General features: G+C 64.9%; 15 protein-coding genes. 10 read left to right on the plus strand and 5 right to left on the minus strand.

Going from position 1 to position 17,372, the window contains the following annotated elements:
- The first annotated feature begins 222 nt into the window (after positions 1 to 222).
- The 4 genes from J3474_RS19970 (at position 223) to J3474_RS19985 (ending at position 5,039) form a co-directional block, all read left to right on the plus strand.
- The gene (locus tag J3474_RS19970; protein ID WP_207095348.1) at positions 223 to 1,737 is read left to right on the plus strand and encodes a M20/M25/M40 family metallo-hydrolase; all 1,515 of its coding nucleotides are present in this window, start codon (positions 223 to 225) and stop codon (positions 1,735 to 1,737) included.
- Between the two features lie 105 nt (positions 1,738 to 1,842).
- A complete protein-coding gene (gene guaB / locus J3474_RS19975) occupies positions 1,843 to 3,300 on the plus strand; it encodes an IMP dehydrogenase (protein ID WP_007014769.1) in 1,458 nt (485 codons plus the stop codon).
- A gap of 10 nt (positions 3,301 to 3,310) precedes the next feature.
- Positions 3,311 to 4,483, plus strand: a complete 1,173-nt coding sequence (locus J3474_RS19980; protein WP_207095349.1) for an RsmB/NOP family class I SAM-dependent RNA methyltransferase — start codon at positions 3,311 to 3,313, stop codon at positions 4,481 to 4,483.
- A gap of 13 nt (positions 4,484 to 4,496) precedes the next feature.
- Positions 4,497 to 5,039 (plus strand): tetratricopeptide repeat protein, encoded by a 543-nt coding sequence (locus J3474_RS19985; RefSeq protein WP_041559068.1) that lies wholly within the window; start codon positions 4,497 to 4,499, stop codon positions 5,037 to 5,039.
- Between the two features lie 92 nt (positions 5,040 to 5,131).
- On the opposite strand, the gene J3474_RS19990 is transcribed toward J3474_RS19985, so the two are convergent.
- On the minus strand, positions 5,132 to 5,614 hold the full coding sequence (locus J3474_RS19990) for an RNA pyrophosphohydrolase (protein ID WP_013834028.1): 483 nt from the start codon (positions 5,612 to 5,614) through the stop codon (positions 5,132 to 5,134).
- 250 nt (positions 5,615 to 5,864) lie between these two features.
- Here J3474_RS19990 and J3474_RS19995 point away from each other — a divergent pair, with 250 nt between their 5' ends.
- Together J3474_RS19995 and J3474_RS20000 are read left to right on the plus strand one after the other, a co-directional pair.
- The gene (locus J3474_RS19995) at positions 5,865 to 7,811 is read left to right on the plus strand and encodes a 2-oxoacid:acceptor oxidoreductase subunit alpha (RefSeq protein ID WP_207095350.1); all 1,947 of its coding nucleotides are present in this window, start codon (positions 5,865 to 5,867) and stop codon (positions 7,809 to 7,811) included.
- Between the two features lie 3 nt (positions 7,812 to 7,814).
- Positions 7,815 to 8,858 carry a 2-oxoacid:ferredoxin oxidoreductase subunit beta gene (locus J3474_RS20000; protein ID WP_007014774.1) on the plus strand — a complete coding sequence of 348 codons (1,044 nt, stop codon included), beginning with the start codon at positions 7,815 to 7,817 and terminating at the stop codon, positions 8,856 to 8,858.
- 106 nt (positions 8,859 to 8,964) lie between these two features.
- On the opposite strand, the gene J3474_RS20005 is transcribed toward J3474_RS20000, so the two are convergent.
- Positions 8,965 to 9,672 (minus strand): phosphatase PAP2 family protein, encoded by a 708-nt coding sequence (locus J3474_RS20005; RefSeq protein ID WP_207095351.1) that lies wholly within the window; start codon positions 9,670 to 9,672, stop codon positions 8,965 to 8,967.
- A gap of 41 nt (positions 9,673 to 9,713) precedes the next feature.
- Here J3474_RS20005 and J3474_RS20010 point away from each other — a divergent pair, with 41 nt between their 5' ends.
- Together J3474_RS20010 and J3474_RS20015 are read left to right on the plus strand one after the other, a co-directional pair.
- On the plus strand, positions 9,714 to 11,111 hold the full coding sequence (locus tag J3474_RS20010) for a deoxyribodipyrimidine photo-lyase (RefSeq protein WP_207095352.1): 1,398 nt from the start codon (positions 9,714 to 9,716) through the stop codon (positions 11,109 to 11,111).
- Positions 11,112 to 11,166: 55 nt separating this feature from the next.
- Positions 11,167 to 12,474 (plus strand): cyclopropane-fatty-acyl-phospholipid synthase family protein, encoded by a 1,308-nt coding sequence (locus J3474_RS20015; RefSeq protein ID WP_207095353.1) that lies wholly within the window; start codon positions 11,167 to 11,169, stop codon positions 12,472 to 12,474.
- Positions 12,475 to 12,506: 32 nt separating this feature from the next.
- Here the strand turns inward: J3474_RS20015 and J3474_RS20020 are convergent, their stop codons facing one another.
- The 3 genes from J3474_RS20020 to purF form a co-directional block, all read right to left on the minus strand.
- Positions 12,507 to 12,851, minus strand: coding sequence for a PilZ domain-containing protein (locus J3474_RS20020; protein WP_013834023.1), 345 nt, complete (start codon positions 12,849 to 12,851; stop codon positions 12,507 to 12,509).
- A gap of 84 nt (positions 12,852 to 12,935) precedes the next feature.
- Positions 12,936 to 13,667, minus strand: coding sequence for an SDR family oxidoreductase (locus tag J3474_RS20025; protein ID WP_013834022.1), 732 nt, complete (start codon positions 13,665 to 13,667; stop codon positions 12,936 to 12,938).
- 7 nt (positions 13,668 to 13,674) lie between these two features.
- A complete protein-coding gene (purF, locus tag J3474_RS20030) occupies positions 13,675 to 15,123 on the minus strand; it encodes an amidophosphoribosyltransferase (RefSeq protein WP_007014780.1) in 1,449 nt (482 codons plus the stop codon).
- Between the two features lie 295 nt (positions 15,124 to 15,418).
- Here purF and J3474_RS20035 point away from each other — a divergent pair, with 295 nt between their 5' ends.
- Together J3474_RS20035 and J3474_RS20040 are read left to right on the plus strand one after the other, a co-directional pair.
- Entirely contained in the window at positions 15,419 to 16,660 is a 1,242-nt protein-coding gene (locus J3474_RS20035) for a lipoprotein-releasing ABC transporter permease subunit (RefSeq protein ID WP_207095354.1), read from the plus strand.
- Positions 16,653 to 17,372: an ABC transporter ATP-binding protein gene (locus J3474_RS20040; protein WP_207095355.1), complete on the plus strand. Its 720-nt coding sequence runs from the start codon at positions 16,653 to 16,655 to the stop codon at positions 17,370 to 17,372. Before J3474_RS20035 ends, J3474_RS20040 begins: the two co-directional genes overlap by 8 nt.

Below are 17,372 nucleotides of genomic sequence, written 5' to 3' on the forward strand. Positions count from 1 at the left end.
TATCCTTTCCCGTCCGTTTCGCCGTCCGCCCAAGCGCTGGGAGAACAAGACCAAATCTGCCTATCCGGACTGCTAACGAAAGTGAAATTGAATTGGCTTGCATCGGTTCCCGCATCTTCGTGAGGCACTCATGCAACGCTGTTGCTCATCGACGCGCAAAAACGACTGCAATCGCGAAGTTTTCTGACACCTGCCGAATTTCCATCGTATAGAAGAGCGGCAATGAATTGGGGTGCAGTGGCAGGTTCGACGCGAACGGTCAGGGCTATCGCTCTTGGCCTCATTCTCGTTGTTTGCACGCCTGTCCACGCCTTTGCCGCCAGTTCGCGAACCGACCGCGAGATTCAGGCCCAACTGCTCGCGCAGATCAAGGTCCTCGCCAGCGACAATTTCGACGGGCGCGAGCCGGGCACCGAGGGCGAGGCGAAGACCTTGCGCTACATCGCCCGGCAATGGTTCGACATCGGCCTTGTCTCAGGCACCAACGATCCGGGCAATGAGTGGTTCATGCCCGTCACGCTCGTCGCGCGCGAGCCTGCCGCCTCCAAGGCGACGTTCCAGCGCAAGGGCTATCGTACCGCATTGACGCCCGCCAATATCCTCGTCCTGACTTCCGGCCACCGCAGTCTGGTGCGCAATGCTCCGCTGCTTTTCGTCGGCAAGGCGCGCGGCAATGACTTCACCCGCAACGAACTGGCGGGCCGGATCGCAGTCATCCTCGATGGCAGCCGCCCCGACAGCGAGCGGCAGAACGAGTTGCTTTCCCTTGGCGCTTCGGCCGTGCTTACCGTTCTCGACGGCGAGCGCAGCCTCGAGCAGGTTGCAGCGCGCCGCAAGCGATCGGGCTATGCGCTTTCCGATGACGCGATTGGCGGCGACCTTGAGGCCTTCATCACCCGCGAGGACATGGTGAGCCTGCTCAAGGGCACTTCGCAAAGTCTCGAAGAGCTGGAGAAACTGGCCGATGCGGCAGACTTCGCGCCGGTCACCCTCGAACTGACCGCGTCGCTGGAGGCGACGACGCGCGAAACGACGATCCATACGCACAACCTGATCGGCAAGCTGCCCGGCCGCCATCCCGAGGCGGGCGCCGTGCTCTACGTGGCGCACTGGGACCATTTCGGCGAGTGCGGCGAGCCGACCGCGGAGGACCGGATCTGCAACGGTGCGGTCGACAATGCCAGCGGGGTCGCGGCGATGACCGAGGTGGCGCGCCGACTTGCCCGTGGCCAGCCGCTCGACCGCGACGTCTATTTCCTCGCAACGACGGCGGAGGAACTGGGCCTTCTCGGCGCCCATGCCTTTGCCGAGAATCCGCCGCTGCCACTCACCCGGATCGTCGCGGCCTTCAATATCGATTCGGTCGCGATTGCGCCCAAGGGCACGCCTTTCGCCATTGTCGGACGCGGCATGACCTCGCTCGATGCGGACATCGCCAAGGTCGCCAAGGCAGAGAAATTCCGCCTGCGCGACAACGACGATGCCAACGAATTCGTCAAGCGGCAGGACGGCTGGGCCTTGTTGCAGCACGACATTCCTACCGTCATGGTGACCACAGCCTATGGCGACATCGAGCGCATGCGCGCCTTTTTCGACGGGGATTATCATAGACCTAGCGACGATCTTTCGCATCCGATCGAACTGGGCGGGGCGGTTCAGGACGTGAAGATGCTGACCGCACTGGGCCGCTGGTTCGGGGATCTGCGCAAGGTGCCGACGGAGCCCGGCGCCGGTTGACCGGCAATCTGTGCCGCATTGGCGAAATCAGGCACTAGCCCAATTGGGCACCTTTGATTACATGGGCCGCCACGATTCTCCCCCGCACAAGGCATGGTGGCACACATGGAAATCCAGCTCGGACTTACTTTCGACGACGTCCTGCTGCGTCCGGCTAAGTCCGACATCGTCCCGACCCAAGCCGATACCCGCACGCGTCTCACCCGCGAAATCGGTCTCAACATCCCGGTCATTTCCTCGGCGATGGATACCGTAACCGAAGCCGACATGGCGATCGTCATGGCGCAGATGGGCGGCATCGGCGTTCTTCACCGCAACCTGACGATCGAAGAGCAGTGCGCCGCGGTCCGCGCGGTCAAGCGCTTCGAAAGCGGCATGGTGGTCAACCCGATCACGATTTCGCCCGATGCGACCCTTGGCGAGGCGCAGGCGATCATGCTCGCCAACCGCATCAGCGGCATTCCGGTCGTCGAAGGTCCGGGCAAGCTGGTCGGCATCCTGACCAACCGTGACGTGCGCTTTGCCGACAACCCAAGCCAGCCGGTCCGCGAACTCATGACGCATGAGAACCTCGCGACGGTCCAGGTCGGCGTATCGCAGGAAGAGGCGCGCCGCCTGCTGCACCACCGCCGCATTGAAAAGCTGCTGGTCGTCGACGATTCGTTCCACTGCGTCGGCCTGATCACGGTCAAGGATATCGAGAAGGCCGTCACTTATCCCGACGCCACCAAGGACGCAGCGGGCCGCCTGCGGGTCGCTGCGGCGACGACCGTGGGCGACAAGGGCTTCGAGCGCACCGAGGCGCTGCTCGCCGCAGAATGCGACGTCGTCGTGATCGACACTGCGCACGGCCATAACAGGGACGTCGCGCTTGCCGTGGAGCGCGTGAAGAAGCTGTCGAACTCGGCGCAGGTCATTGCCGGCAACATCGCCACGGCCGAAGCGGCCCGTGCGCTGATCGATGCCGGTGCGGACTGCGTGAAGGTCGGTATCGGCCCCGGCTCGATCTGCACCACCCGCGTCGTTGCCGGCGTCGGCGTGCCGCAGCTGACCGCGATCATGGATGCCGCCGAAGAAGCCGACAAGTCGGGCGTTCCTGTCATCGCCGACGGCGGTCTGCGCACTTCGGGCGATGCCGCCAAGGCGCTGGCAGCCGGTGCCTCGACCATCATGGTCGGCTCGATGCTGGCCGGTACCGAGGAAGCCCCGGGCGAGACGTTCCTGTATCAGGGACGCGCCTACAAGTCCTACCGCGGCATGGGCTCGGTCGGCGCCATGGGCCGTGGTTCGGCGGACCGTTACTTCCAGGGCGACATCAAGGACCAGATGAAGCTCGTGCCCGAAGGTATCGAAGGCCAGGTGGCCTTCAAGGGCCCGGCCAAGGATGTCATCCACCAGCTCGTGGGCGGCGTGAAGGCGGCCATGGGCTACACCGGGTCGGCGACCATCGAGGACATGCGCAAGAACGCGCAGTTCGTGCGCATCACCAATGCGGGCCTGCGCGAGAGCCACGTCCACGACGTCACGATTACGCGCGAGGCGCCGAACTACCCGTCGCGTTGAGGGGCGGGCGATGACGCCCGCCGCCCGCGTTCAGGCCGCGATCGAGATCCTCGATCTCGTGATCGCGGCCGCGCGCGCAAATGGCGCGCCTGCTGATCGCTTGATTGCCGACTGGTTCCGTTCGCGCCGCTTTGCCGGCAGCAAGGACCGACGGGCGGTGCGCGAGCTGGCCTACCGGGCAATCCGGGCCTGCGGCGAAGTGCCCGAGACCGGCCGCACGGCGATGTTGCGTGTCGCAGCCGAGGACCTCGTCATCGCCTCCCTGTTCGACGGATCGCGCCATGCCCCGGCGCCTGTCGAACCGGATGAGCCAAGGGCCGAAGGCGGGATCGCGCCCGGCTGGTTGCAGGATCGCCTTGCTGCCAGCGGGGTGATGCCAGACGACGCGGCTTCTTTGCTCGACCGCGCACCGCTCGACATTCGCGTCAATACGCTGCGGGCAGGGCGCGTGGCCCTGCCTCAGGGCGGCGAGCGGACCGTCGCCGCGCATGGCTGGCGCTATCCGCCCGAAACCCGCATCGAGCAGTCCGATGCCTATGTGGCGGGTGCCATCGAGGTGCAGGACACCGGATCGCAGCTGACCTGCGAGGCGGTAGCGGCAAAGCCGGGCGAAACGGTAATCGACTTGTGCGCCGGGGCGGGCGGCAAGACCCTTGCGCTGGCCGCAGCGATGGAAAACCAGGGCAACCTGATTGCCTGCGACGCCGACCGTGCACGTCTTTCGCGACTGGCTCCGCGCGCAGAGCGTGCGGGGGTGACGATGGTCGAGACCGTGCTGCTCGATCCCGGCCGCGAGGTCGAGGCGCTGGAACCGTGGCGAGGCAAGGCCGATGCGGTGCTTGTCGATGCGCCCTGTTCGGGAACCGGCACTTGGCGACGCAATCCCGAGGCGCGCTGGCGTCTCACGCCCGGGCAGCTCGATCGCTATGTCGCGATCCAGTCGCGCCTGCTGGATGTCGCGGCGGGGTTGGTGCGCCCCGGCGGGCGCCTCGTCTTCGTGACGTGTTCGCTGCTGGACGAGGAGGGCGCCGATCAGGCGAGCGGCTTCCTTGCGCGCCATCCCGGCTGGCGGGCCGATATTCCGGTGCTTCCCGCCGGATCCGAGCGCGGCTCCGGGCTGCGCCTGTCACCGTATCATGACGGGACCGACGGCTTTTTCGTCGCACGTATGACTTGCGTATGATAGCGTAATCCCCATGATGAGGACGAAACCCTCGGCCAAGGACATGCTGATGCGTTACACGCCCGCTGCCATTGCTCTTTCGCTTCTCGTTGCCGTTTCTTCCAGCGCCATCCTCTCCGAACCCTCGGAGGCGCTCGATCCGCGTGCCGCGAAGCTGATGAGCGAAGGACGCAACGCCGTCTCTACCGGAAAGCTGCAGGCTGCGATCGATGCCTACGAAGCGGCACTGACCGTCGAACCGGGCAACGTCTCGGTGCTGGTCGCGCTGGCCGATGCCACCCGCCGCACCGGAATGCAGGGCAAGGCCGTGCACTATTACCGCATGGTCCTGGACTCCGATCCCCGCAATCTCGATGCGCTTGCCGGCGAAGGCGTGGCGCTGGCCGAAAAGGGCGCGACCGAGAAGGCAAGCCGCAATCTGGCCCGGCTCGAAACGCTCTGCGGGAATTCCTGCGCCGCGACGGAAAAGCTCGCCGCCGCCATCGCCAAGGGCCCGAGCCCGCGCATGGTCACCGCCGAAGCCGTGACGCCCAAGCCCATCGTCAGCGAGAACTGATCGCGCGCGCTCGGCCGCGACGCTGAAACCGCTTCAGCAGAACGGTCGGACTCTACCCATATTCAAAGCGGAATAGCGCGTCTTGAGTGCGCTCAGATCAGGGCGCGAAACTCTTCCAGTACAGAGCGATAGACGCGCTTCTTGAAAGGCACGATGAGGTCGGGAAGCAGCGCGGCCTCGACCCATTTCCAGTCGCAGAATTCGGGCGGATTGTGCGCCTTCAGGTTCACGTCCTTGTCGCCGCCTTCGAAGCGGGCGAGGAACCAGTGCTGGCGTTGCCCGCGGTACTTGCCCTTCCACAGCTTGCCCAGCAGTTCGTCGGGCAGATCGTAGAGCAGTTCTTCCCTGGTGCGGCTCAGGATCGTCACGTGCCGCTCCGTCACGCCGGTTTCCTCGTGAAGCTCGCGCAGCGCCGCTTCCCTGAGATCCTCGCCATCGTCGACGCCGCCCTGCGGCATCTGCCACCAGTCGCCTTCCTTGGTGTCGATTCGCTTGCCGACGAAGACTTTCCCGTCAGCGTTGACGAGCATGACTCCGACGCAGGGGCGATAGGGCAGGGACGAAAAATCGTTCATCGAGAATAAGGATTCCGTGGGTTATGAGGGGGTGCGGCGGGAGAGAAGGGATGCTGCAATAGCCGGTCCGCGCAACGCATGAAACAGAGAATGACCGATGCCGGTGCTCTTGACTAGCGTCTTTTATGGTTCTCTTGCGGAAATGACAGGTTTGTCCGCCTGAGAGATTTTCTAAATTGCACCCGGGTCCCGGAAAGCCCACGTGCAAAAAGGCAAGAGCAGTTCCGGCGCGCAGCCGAAGAGGAAAATGATGGCATCAATTACAGCCGAACAGGAAAAGCCGGCTTCCGTTCAGGAAGCATCGCCCGAAGCCGTCGTCGTGCGCTTCGCCGGCGACTCGGGCGATGGCATGCAGCTCACCGGCGGTCAGTTCACGCTTTCGACCGCGCTGGCGGGTAACGACCTGGCGACCTTCCCGGACTTTCCGGCGGAAATCCGCGCGCCGCAGGGGACGCTGTTCGGCGTCTCCGCTTTCCAGATCAACTTCGGTTCGAGCGAGATCACGACCGCGGGCGACGCGCCCGACGTGCTCGTGGCGATGAACCCGGCCGCGCTGAAGACCAACGTCCAGGCGCTCAAGCCCGGCGGTCTCGTCATTGCCGACACCGGCGAGTTCTCTAAGCGCAACCTCGACAAGGCGAAGTACGAGACCAGCCCGCTCGAGGATGGCAGCCTCGCCAAGTGGGATGTGCTGGCCTTCGATATTTCGGCGCTCACCCTCGAGGCGGTGAAGCCTTTCGGCCTTGGCAACAAGGAAGCGCTGCGCTGCAAGAACATGTGGACGCTGGGCCTGGCCCTGTGGATGTTCGACCGCGACCGTGAGCCGCTTGTGAACTGGCTCAAGACCAAGTTCGCCAAGAACCCGGTTCTCGCCGACGCCAACATCGCCGCGCTCAACGCCGGCCATGCCTATGGCGAAACCGCCGAACTGGCCGGTCCGCTCAAGAAGCTGCACATCGATCCGGTGCCTTCCGAACCGGGCCTCTACCGCACGATCACCGGCGCGGAAGCCGTTTCGCTCGGCCTCGTGGCCGGTGCGCAGCTGGCCGAACTGCCGATGTTCTTCGGCGGCTACCCGATCACTCCGGCTTCGGCGATCCTTCACAACCTCGTGAAGATGAAGGAATTCGGCGTCACCACCTTCCAGGCGGAAGACGAGATCGCTGCGATCTGCGCGGCCATCGGCGCGTCCTATGCCGGCCAGCTCGGCGTTACTTCGTCCTCGGGCCCGGGCATTGCGCTCAAGGGTGAGGCGATGGGTCTTGCGATCATGACCGAGCTGCCGCTCATCATCGTCAACTCGCAGCGCGGCGGTCCTTCGACGGGCCTGCCGACCAAGACCGAGCAGTCGGACCTCTACCAGGCGGTCTACGGCCGCAACGGCGATGCACCTTTGCCGGTCATCGCCGCCCGCTCGCCCGCCGATGCCTTCGAATGCGCCATCGAGGCCTGCCGCATCGCCACCCAGTTCATGACCCCGGTCATGCTGCTGACCGATGGCTACATCGGCAATGCGTCTGAGCCGTGGCTGGTGCCCGATCCCTCGACCTTCGAACCGTTCCCGGTCAAGTTCCTCGAGGACACCAACAACCCGGACGGCAAGGTCCTGCCCTACAAGCGCGACGAGCGCGGCGTGCGGCCGTGGATCAAGCCCGGCACCGCCGAACTGATGCACCGCGTCGGCGGCATCGAGAAGGCCATCGACACCGGTGACCTCGATTATTCGCCCGCGACGCACCAGGCCCAGACCGACGCGCGCAAGGCGAAGGTCGACGGCATCGCCGCGGCGGTGCCTGCGCAGGACGTCTGCCTCGGTAACGACAAGGGCAGGCTGGCGGTTATCGGCTGGGGCTCGACCTACGGGCCGATCCACCAGGCGGTCCGCCGTGCGCGCCGCAAGGGCTATGACGTCAGCCACATCCACGTCCGCCATGTCTGGCCGCTCCCGGCCAATATGGGCGACCTGCTTGCCGGTTTCGACAAGGTGCTCGTCCCCGAGATGAACACCGGACAGTTCAAGACCGTGCTGCGCGACCAGTTCCTGGTCGATGCCGTGCCGCTCAACAAGACCAGCGGCCAGCCTTTCGCCATCGCCGAGATCGAGGATGCCATCGCGTCCTTCTTCGACGGCGTGCCCGGACATGCCGAAGGCGAAGTGCCCGTCAACGATACCCAGCTCCCGAGCCCGGAGGCCTGAGCCATGAACGACATGACCCCCATCCAGACCACGCTGAAGGACTGGGAATCCGATCAGGAAGTGCGCTGGTGCCCCGGCTGCGGCGACTACGCGATCCTCAAGGCGGTGCAGCGCACCCTGCCGATGATCGGCGCCGACCCGAAGAACACCGTGTTCGTCTCGGGCATCGGCTGCTCCAGCCGCTTCCCGTACTACGTCGAAAGCTACGGCTTCCACACGATCCACGGCCGCGCCCCGGCGTTCGCCACCGGCATCAAGCTCGCCAATCCCGAGCTCGACGTCTGGCTGGTGACCGGCGACGGTGACGGCATGTCGATCGGCGGCAATCACACGATGCACGTGCTGCGCCGCAACCTCGACTGCCAGATCATGCTGTTCAACAACGAGATCTACGGGCTGACCAAGGGCCAGTACTCGCCCACCAGCCGCGTCGGCACCAGCTCGCCGACGTCGCCGGTCGGCTCGGTCGACCGTCCGGCGCTGCCCTGCGCCTTCGCGCTGGGTTCGGGCGCGCGCTTCGTGGCGCGCGGCTACGACGTTTCGAAGGACTTGCCCGAAGTGCTCAAGGCGGCTCACGCCCACAAGGGCGCGGCCTTCATCGAAATCTTCCAGAACTGCATCGTCTACAACAAGGATCGCTTCGACGACTTCACCGCCAAGGGTGTCGCGGCCGAGAACCAGATCTGGTGCACCGACGGTGAGCCGCTGCTCTTCGCCAAGGGCACCAAGGGCCTCTCGCTCGATCACACTACGCTGACCCTCAAGGTTGTCGATGTCGTCGACGGTGACTGGCAGGCAGCCGATGTCGCGGTTCACAACGTGAAGAACCGCGGCCTTGCGCACATGCTGGTCGAAATGCCCTTCGGTCCGTTCCCGATGGCGCTGGGCGTGATCTACGACGATCCGCGCCCGACTTTCGAAGGCGAAGTCGTCGCCGAACGCGCAAAGCTGATCGAAGGCAAGACCGCCAATCTCGGCAAGCTGCTCTCGAAGGGCCAGACCTGGACCGTCGAGGAAAAGGACGCAGCCCACGGCCTGATGGACTGATGACACCGGGGTGAGATCTGCCCGAAGGTTGGTCTCACCCCCACGTTTTCGTTGTCGGTCCGGCGTTCGCGCGGCCACCTTCCGCCGAACCATGGCCGCAGCACGCTCAATCGTGCTCCAGCCGTTCAGCCGTCATCTGCGCGGGCCGATAGAGCAGGGCAGAGGCCGCAAAGGCCCAGCCTGCGCCGCCCAGCCATCCCGCAATAACGTCGCTGGGCCAATGGACGCCAAGCCAGACCCGGCTCCACGCAATCGCCATGCTGGCCAGCACGGCGCCGCCGATCACCGTCATGCGCACCGATTGCCGCGGGCTCAGCGCCGCGAAGGCAAGGGCCATGGCGATATAGACGGCCGCGGAGTTGAAGCTGTGGCCGCTCGGAAAGCTCATTCCGCCGGCCTCTGTGAGATGCGGCACGATTTCCGGCCTCGGCCTGCCGAACAGGACCTTGGCCGCGCTGTTGGCGATAAGGCCGCCGATCACCGTCAAGGCCAGCAAGGCCGCTTCGCGTCGCAGCTTCAGGAAGAGCAGGGCAACGACCGCGCAAAGCGCGAAGAGATTGCGCAAAAGGGTGCCGCCCAGGGCCGTGACGTCGCGCACGGTTTCCAGCAGCCGGGTCGGCCCGACCGGGCGCAAGTCGCTGTCGCGCCAGAACAGCAGGCCGGCCTTGTCGATGGCGGTGATGTGGCCTGTCTCTACCGCCCAGACCGTCATGGCGAAGCCGAGCCAGCACAGACTTGCGGCGATCAGCGCCTTGCGCGGATCGATCCGGTAACTGGAAGTTGGAAAACTTGCGGAATTGTCTGCGGCTACCATAGAGTTACGGAACGTCCCTGAGGCAATCGCGTTCCGGTCCCATGTCAGCCCAATCGTCAGCCAATTCGCACACTCCCGTCATCGTCTGGTTTCGCCGTGACTTGCGGCTTTCGGACCAGGCGGCGCTGGCTGCGGCTGCCGCGCAAGGTCCGGTCCTGCCGGTCTATGTCCTCGACGACGAGACGCCCAGGCACCGGGCGATGGGCGGCGCCTCGCGCTGGTGGCTGCACTACAGCCTCGCAAGCCTCGATGCTACCTTGCGGGAGAAAGGCTCCCGGCTGATCCTGCGCAAGGGCAAGTGCGAGGACGTCCTGGCCGCGCTGGCGCAGGAAAGCGGCGCAAGCGAAGTCCACGCGCTTCACCATTACGAACCCTGGTGGCGCAATGCCGAAAAAAGTGTCGGCAAGCGGCTGACCCTGCACTTGCACCATGGCAATTATCTTGCCCCGCCCGGAACCGTCACGACCGGCTCGGGCAGTCCCTACAAGATCTACACGCCGTTCTGGCGCGCGCTGAACGAGCGCATGCCCCCGCCGGACCCGCAGCGCCGACCGCAGAACATCGCCTCGCCGGACAGCTGGCCCGCATCCGACGCGCTCGATGACTGGGGACTGCTGCCGACACAGCCAGATTGGGCAGGGGGCATGCGCGATATGTGGGAGCCGGGCGAGGAAGGCGCGAAGAAGCGCCTGCGCGCCTTTGCCGATCACGCCTCACGTTACGAAGGGCAGCGTAACCTGCCCGCGGTGGAGGGCACTTCCTTCCTTTCGCCGCACCTGCACTTCGGCGAAGTCTCTCCGGCGCAGGTCTGGCATGCAACCTCGTCGGCGGGCGGCTCGGTCGCGACGTTCCTGGGCGAGATCGGCTGGCGTGACTATGCGCAGAACGTGATCGTGCAGTTTCCCGACTATGGCAGCCGTTCGGCACGGGATACCTTCGATCACTTCCCCTGGCGTGCGGGAAAGGAGGCGCAGGAAGACTTGCGCGCCTGGCAGATGGGCATGACCGGCTATCCTATCGTCGATGCCGGGATGCGCCAGCTCTGGCATACCGGCTGGATGCACAACCGGGTGCGGATGATCGCGGCCAGCTTCCTCATCAAGCACCTGCTGATCGACTGGCAGGAAGGAGAGCAGTGGTTCTGGGATACGCTGGTCGATGCCGATTATGCCTCGAACGCGGTCAACTGGCAGTGGACCGCCGGATCGGGCGTCGATTCCAACATGTTCGTGCGGATCATGGCGCCGCTGACGCAGTCTGAGAAATTCGACGCGGCAGCCTACATCCGTGAATGGGTACCCGAGCTGGCGGAACTGCCGGATGCCGAGATCCACGATCCGGGACCGATGTATCGGCCCGGGGACTATCCCGCCCGAATTGTCGAACATCGCGCCGCCAGGGAGCGGGCCCTTGCCGCATGGGAGAAGGCAAAAGGGTGAATGCGATGGTTGCTGGTGGATTGCCCCGGTGTGACTTTGTGTTCATATCAAGGACATGAACGCGCCAGTTTCCGGGAGAGGTGAGGAACTCGTGGAGGGCGGCCGCGCCATTGGCGTTGGGCCGCAATGGTTCGCCTGGCTGTGGTCGGGCGGCGTCAAGCGGGTCCTCGACCAGATCGACCGCGGTCTTGATCGCGGTTCCATCATTGCCACGCTGCCTTCGGGCGAGACCCGCCTGCTGGGCGGGCGCGACACCGGCTTCGATGCGGTGGTCAAGATCAATTCCTGGCGCGCGATCCTGCGGCTGGCGACAGCCGGCTCGGTAGGCTGGTACCAGGCCTGGGATGCTGGAGAGTGGGAAAGCCCCGACCCGGTCCCACTGTTTGCGCTGTTCATGGACAATGCCGTATCGCTGGGCAATTCGGGCCGCGCCCATGGCCCCTGGCGGCTGCTGACGCGGTTGGTCCACTGGCTGCACCGTAACACCCGCACCGGTTCGCTGCGCAACATCCACGCGCACTACGACCTCGGCAACGACTTCTACGAAGAGTGGTTGGGCGAGACGATGCTCTATTCGAGCGGGGTCTTCGCCGTGCCCGATGACGGGCCCAACGCGCTGAGCCAGTTCGTTACCCGGCTCGACATGGCCCAGTCCAACAAGGTTTCCGCGATTGTCGAGCGTCTCGATATCGCGCCGGACGACAAGGTACTGGAGATCGGGTGCGGCTGGGGCACGCTCGCGGCATTCATGGCGGGGAACGAGGCCGTCCACGTCGATGCGATCAGCCTCTCAGACGAGCAGCTTGCCTATGCGCGTGAGCGCTGGGAGATCGAGAATGGAACCGTCGATTTCCGCAAGCAGGACTATCGCGATGTCGGCCTCGGCGATGAAGGGGGGCAGTACGACGCGGTCGTTTCGGTCGAGATGGTCGAGGCGGTGGGCCGCGAGTACTGGCCCGATTTCCTCGACTGCATCGCGCGCAATCTCAAGGCCGGGGGCAGGGCCGGGCTCCAGCTTATCTCGATGCGCGACGAGATCTTCGAAGGCTATGCGCGCAGCGCGGACTTCATCCAGACCTTTATCTTCCCCGGGGGAATGCTGATCCGCGAATCGGAGTTCCGCCGATTGGCCGAAGAACGCGGGCTATCATGGGAAGACCGCACGAGCTTCGGTCTGGACTATGCGAAAACCTTGCGCGAATGGCGGCGCAATTTCGATGTCGCGGTTGAGGAAGGCCGTCTCCCGGCGGGATTTGACGAGCGCTTCGTGCGGCTATGGCGCTTTTACCTGATGTATTGCGAGGGCGGCTTTCGCGGCGGCGGCATCGACGTCGCACAAGTCACGCTGGTCAAGCGCGGCTAAGCACCGTTCCGCATCCGTTGGGCCCTGTCAGGTCAGGGGCGATACGTCGGATCGTCCGACCAGCGCGAGACGATGTTGTCGAGAATGATGGGGCTGAGCAGATTCTCGAAGGCGCAGCCGGTCAATCCGTTGTCCCACCAGATGACTTTCGCCGAAAGTGACTCCATCCCCGGCAGGGTGATCCAGCAGCGGGTCCCGGGATGCAGGCGGCTGACCGCCGTGGCCGAGAAGCCGGACAGAGAGAGATCCCGCACGACGGTCTGGAAGCTGCGGCCCCCGGACGGGCGGAGCCCGGCCGGAATGGTCAGCTTCACGCGATGTGCGCTGCGGTCTTCCTGAGCGGCGAACTCGTATTTGTCCTGTTCCGTTCCAACCATGGAGATGCAATCCTGTCGTAGCCGGAAACCGGGCAAGATGCCCGGAATGACTCCGAAAGATCGCAGGCAGGGGTTAACGGAAACTTAAGCCGGCTGGTTAACGGTCTCGCGATGTCCCGTAGGGAACGGTTCACCCAGCAGCGCAACCATGCGGTCGGCCACCACTTCGGGCGGTTTGACCGAAGCGGGCGCTTCGCCGGGATAGGCGCGGGCCCGCATTGCGGTGCGAGTGGCGCCGGGATTGACGATGGCGACGCGGATCTTCGAGAGTTTGGCGGTTTCCTGGCCGTAGCAGTCCAGCAGGACTTCGAAGGCTGCCTTGGTCGCGCCATAGGCGCCCCAGAACGCGCGCGGCTGGCCTGCGACCGTGGTGGTCATGCCGATCACCCGGGCATCGGCGCTCTTGCGCAGGAGCGGGTCGAAATTGGCGATCAGCGCCTGGGTCGCCAGTACATTGGTCGTCAGGGCCTTGTTGAAGGCCTTCTGGTCGATGTCCGCCACCGAAGTCAGCTCCGGCAGGATCGCAGCATTGACGACGAGGATGTCGAGCTTGCCCCACCGCTGCGAGACTGCCGTGGCGAGGCGTGCGATTCCGTCGGGCTCGACAAGGTCGACAGGGGCGATCGTGGCAGAACCGCCAGCCTCGAAGATCGCTTGCTCGACGCCTTCGAGCGCCTTGGTGTCGCGCGCAGTGAGCACGACATGCGCGCCCGCAGCGGCCAGCGCCTGCGCGGTTGCGGCGCCGATGCCGCGGCTGGCACCGGTGACGAGCGCAATCTGGCCCTCGAACGGCTTGTCGCTTCCCGTGTCGCTCATCGTTTCGTCACGCGGCCGTGAGCTGTTGCGGACGAAGTTCGGTGAAGTCGGTCAGCTTGGTCGGATATTCGCCCGAGAAGCAGGCATCGCAGAACTGCGGGCACTTCTTGTTGCGCTTCGCTTCGCCCACGGCACGGTAGAGGCCGTCGATGGAGACAAAGGCGAGACTGTCGGCCTTGATGAACTCGGCCATGGCCTGAATGTCCATCTTGGCGGCGAGCAGTTTCGAACGCTCCGGCGTGTCGACGCCGTAAAAGCACGAGTGGCTGGTCGGCGGGCTGGCGATGCGCATGTGCACTTCGGCAGCGCCGGCATCGCGCATCATCTCGACGATCTTGAGCGAGGTGGTGCCGCGCACGATCGAATCGTCGATCAGGATGATCCGCTTGCCTTCCACGAGGGCGCGGTTGGCATTGTGCTTGCGCTTCACGTCGGCATGGCGGGCAGCGTCACCCGGCTGGATGAAGGTGCGTCCGACATAGTGCGAACGGATGATACCCAGCTCGAAGGGAATGCCCGATTCCTGGGCATAGCCGATCGCGGCGGGGACGCCGCTGTCGGGCACCGGGATAACGATGTCGGCAGGCGCCGGCGCTTCCTTGGCCAGTTCGACGCCGATCTGCTTGCGCACGCCGTAGACCGAGCGGCCGTCCATCACCGAATCGGGGCGGCTGAAGTAGACGTGTTCGAAGATGCAGGGGCGCGGGGCGGGGCTGCCGAAGGGACGGTGGCTGGAAATCGTGCCCTTGTGGTCGACCTGGACCAGCTCACCGGGTTCGACTGCGCGGGTGAATTCCGCACCGATCACGTCGAGCGCGACGGTTTCCGAGGCGAACACTGTGGCATCGCCGAGGCGGCCCATGACCAGCGGGCGGATGCCCAGCGGGTCGCGGCAGGCGATCATGCCCTCGGAAGTCATGCAGATCAGCGAATAGGCGCCCTCGACCATGCGCAGCGCATCGATGAAGCGGTCGAGCAGGGTGGGATAGCGGCTGGTCGCGACGAGATGGATGATCACCTCGGTGTCGGAAGTCGACTGGAAGATCGAACCCTTCGACACGAGATCGCGCTTGAGCGTCATCGCGTTGGAGATGTTGCCGTTATGGGCGATGGAGAAACCGCCTGCGGCGAGGTCGGCGAAGAGAGGCTGCACGTTGCGCAGGCCCGATCCGCCGGTCGTCGAATAGCGCACATGGCCGGAGGCCATCGTGCCGGGCAGCGTGTCCAGTTCCTTCTGCGAGAAGACCTGGGCGACATGGCCAAGGCCGCGGTGGGAGTGGAACTCCGTCCCGCTGAAACTGGTGATGCCCACGGCCTCCTGGCCGCGGTGCTGCAGGGAATGGAGCCCGGCTGCGGCAACATTTGCCGCATCCTTGGCACCGATCACGCCGAAAACGCCGCACTCTTCGCGCAGCTTGTCCCCGTCGGCGTCTCGAAAGGGGTGAGTTAGGTTCATGGAGTCGTCCGGCCCGCTGGCGCGTCAATGTCTGCGGCGCATTTGGCGGGGTTCGCCCGCAATTGCAAGGGGTGTGGGAAAGGCTTGTGCAGCTTTGCCTCCTGCGCGCGCTTCGTGACCGGGTCATGACAGCGTTGCGACCCGCTCGTCGAGGGAACCCATAGCGGGCTTGTCGGTTGGGCACAAACCCGGTGTCGTCACGCGTCCCCGGCCAAGTTCGCCCGTGGCTTGCAAGCCTTTGTTCATGTCCTTAATGCCAGCTGCGCATTGACCCGATCACAGACGGACCCGTCGCTTGATCCTTTCCACCTTCGAATGGACTATCGCCAAACGTTATATGTTGCCCGGCAAGGGCGAGCGTTTCATTGCGCTCGTCGCGGGCATCAGCCTTGCCGCGGTGATGCTCGGCGTGGCGGCGCTGGTGATCGTCATGAGCGTCATGAACGGCTTTCGCGCAGAGCTGTTCGACAAGATCGTCGGCCTCAACGGCCACGCCATCATCCAGGCCTATGGCGGCAGGCTCGACAACTGGCAGAATGTCCTTGAGGACGTGCGCAAGACGCCCGGCGTCACCCGCGCCACGCCGCTGATCGAGCAGCCGCTGCTGGCCAGCTTCAACGGGCGGGTCGAGGCGATCCTCGTGCGCGGCAATACCGACCAGGACATCGCCCGGCTTCGCGACAAGGTGAAGGCCGGCAGTCTCGGTCAACTCGAGCCCGGCGGCAACAACGTGGCGATCGGCTCCCAGCTCGCCCAGAACCTGGGCGCGCAAGTGGGCGACATGATCACCGTGATCAATCCGCAAGGCCGCTCGACCCCCTTCGGCACCGTGCCGCGCCAGATCGCCTATCGCGTCGCCGCGATCTTCGAGATCGGCGTCTACGACTACGACAAGGCCTTCGTGGTGATGCCGATGAAGGATGCGCAGACGCTGCTGCTGACCGGCGATTCGATCGGCATGATCGAAGTGACCACGACCGATCCCGACCGTGTCGACCAGATCCTTGCCCCGCTTGAGCGCAAGCTGGCCGGGCAGGCCATCGTCACCGACTGGAAGACGATCAATGCCTCGCTGTTCGAGGCGCTGGCGGTGGAACGCGTGGCGATGTTCGTCGTGCTCTCGATCATCGTGCTGGTCGCGGTGTTCAACATTCTCTCGTCGCTGATCATGCTGGTGCGCGCCAAGACGCGCGACATAGCGATCCTGCGCACGATGGGGGCGACGCGAAAATCGCTGCTCAAGGTCTTCGTCACCACGGGCTTCTGCATCGGTGCGCTCGGCACGGTGGCGGGCGTTATCCTGGGCTTCGTGTTCCTCTATTTCCGCCAGCCGATCGTCCATCTCGTGGAAATCGTCACCGGACAGAACCTGTGGGACCCTTCGATCCGCTTCCTGACCGAATTGCCGGCCCGTTCCGATCCGGTGGAGATTGCCGTTATCTGCCTGATGGCGCTCGCCTTCAGTTTCCTTGCCACGCTCTACCCGGCCTTCAAGGCGGCGAGCACCGATCCCGTGCAGGTGCTGCGCTATGAGTGAACCCGTGAATGTCCAGGAACCGCAAGTCGGCGCCGAGCGCGGCGTTCCGGTCGTGCGTATCGAGAAGCTGACGCGCAGCTTCGAGCAGGGCGGCGTCACTATCGACGTGCTGCGCGGCGTCGACCTTGTGATCCGCCCCGGCGAGATCGTGGCGCTGCTGGGCCCGTCGGGCTCGGGCAAGTCGACGATGCTGCAGGCCATCGGCCTGCTTGAAGGCGGCTTCGGCGGCCATATCGAGATTGCCGGGATAAATGCCTCGAAGCTGGGCAAGGACGAACGCGCCTGGGTGCGCCGCGATCACATCGGCTTCGTCTATCAGTTCCACCACCTGCTGCCCGACTTCAACGCGATCGAGAACGTCGTGCTGCCGCAATTGATCACCGGCAAGCCGCGCGAGGAATGCGAGGAGCGCGCGCGCGAGCTGCTGGGCGCACTTGGCCTTGGTCAACGCCTCGAGCATCGCCCGAGCAAGCTCTCGGGCGGCGAACAGCAACGCGTCGCAGTGGCCCGCGCGCTGGCCAACCGGCCGCGGCTGGTGCTGGCCGACGAACCCACCGGCAATCTTGACGAGGCGACGGCCGACAAGGTCTTCGACCAGTTCCTGCGTCTCGTGCGCGGGCAGGGCAGCGCCGCCTTGGTCGCCACGCATAATGAGCGGCTGGCGCTGGGCATGGACCGAGTCGTGCGTCTGCACGACGGCGTGCTGCAATAG

Source organism: Novosphingobium sp. PY1 (genome assembly GCF_017312445.1).
Classification (GTDB): Bacteria; Pseudomonadota; Alphaproteobacteria; order Sphingomonadales; family Sphingomonadaceae; genus Novosphingobium.

Excerpts from the sequence above, each read along its gene's own strand:
- J3474_RS19970 (WP_207095348.1), top strand. The coding sequence starts at position 223 with ATGAATTGGGGTGCAGTGGCAGGTTCGACGCGAACGGTCAGGGCTATC.
- J3474_RS20010 (WP_207095352.1), top strand. The coding sequence starts at position 9,714 with ATGTCAGCCCAATCGTCAGCCAATTCGCACACTCCCGTCATCGTCTGG.
- J3474_RS19990 (WP_013834028.1), bottom strand. The coding sequence starts at position 5,614 with ATGAACGATTTTTCGTCCCTGCCCTATCGCCCCTGCGTCGGAGTCATG.
- J3474_RS19995 (WP_207095350.1), top strand. The coding sequence starts at position 5,865 with ATGGCATCAATTACAGCCGAACAGGAAAAGCCGGCTTCCGTTCAGGAA.
- J3474_RS20020 (WP_013834023.1), bottom strand. The coding sequence starts at position 12,851 with ATGGTTGGAACGGAACAGGACAAATACGAGTTCGCCGCTCAGGAAGAC.
- J3474_RS20005 (WP_207095351.1), bottom strand. The coding sequence starts at position 9,672 with ATGGTAGCCGCAGACAATTCCGCAAGTTTTCCAACTTCCAGTTACCGG.
- J3474_RS19980 (WP_207095349.1), top strand. The coding sequence starts at position 3,311 with ATGACGCCCGCCGCCCGCGTTCAGGCCGCGATCGAGATCCTCGATCTC.
- J3474_RS20000 (WP_007014774.1), top strand. The coding sequence starts at position 7,815 with ATGAACGACATGACCCCCATCCAGACCACGCTGAAGGACTGGGAATCC.
- J3474_RS20015 (WP_207095353.1), top strand. The coding sequence starts at position 11,167 with ATGAACGCGCCAGTTTCCGGGAGAGGTGAGGAACTCGTGGAGGGCGGC.
- purF (WP_007014780.1), bottom strand. The coding sequence starts at position 15,123 with ATGAACCTAACTCACCCCTTTCGAGACGCCGACGGGGACAAGCTGCGC.
- J3474_RS20025 (WP_013834022.1), bottom strand. The coding sequence starts at position 13,667 with ATGAGCGACACGGGAAGCGACAAGCCGTTCGAGGGCCAGATTGCGCTC.
- guaB (WP_007014769.1), top strand. The coding sequence starts at position 1,843 with ATGGAAATCCAGCTCGGACTTACTTTCGACGACGTCCTGCTGCGTCCG.
- J3474_RS20040 (WP_207095355.1), top strand. The coding sequence starts at position 16,653 with ATGAGTGAACCCGTGAATGTCCAGGAACCGCAAGTCGGCGCCGAGCGC.
- J3474_RS19985 (WP_041559068.1), top strand. The coding sequence starts at position 4,497 with ATGATGAGGACGAAACCCTCGGCCAAGGACATGCTGATGCGTTACACG.